This window comes from Streptococcus parasanguinis (assembly GCF_001578955.1).
Lineage (GTDB): Bacteria > Bacillota > Bacilli > Lactobacillales > Streptococcaceae > Streptococcus > Streptococcus parasanguinis_U.
In genome coordinates, this window is the sequence record NZ_KQ969740.1 from 1 (window position 1) to 400 (window position 400).

The following is a 400-nucleotide window of genomic DNA, read 5'->3' on the forward strand; positions in this document are numbered from 1 at the left end:
CTTTAATTTCTTCTTCGGACATAGATGAGTCGCAACGAACACTGACTTCTCCGGATTCAACATGTAAAAATCCAGGAACAGTTGGAATACCGTAGGTTGAGCGGAAGGCTTGTAATGCGTCTAGCTGACTTGGTTCTTCACTATTGATGAAGTGGATATGAGCTTTTGTTTCAGCTACGACAGTTGCTAACTTAGCAGCGAACTTCCGGCAGTATGGACAAGTCTTGCGTCCGATAAAGAAGGTCGCTGTTTCTTTTTGATCGATCGCTTCTTGTGCACGCGCGACAGTTGTCACTTCAAGATCTTTAATATCTTCTAAAAATTGTTCCATGAGATTACCTCGCTTTCTTCTAAGTCTAGTATGCCATATTTTCTATAAAATCGCTGGTATTTGCTACGA

Annotated in this window: 1 protein-coding gene; it reads right to left on the minus strand. The window is 41.5% G+C overall.

Features of this window, described 5'->3' with window-relative positions:
• A partial coding sequence (locus tag SPADD19_RS11035) for a DUF6568 family protein (RefSeq protein WP_061455988.1) occupies positions 1-331 on the minus strand: 331 nt, incomplete at its 3' end.
• Positions 332-400: the final 69 nt, after the last annotated feature.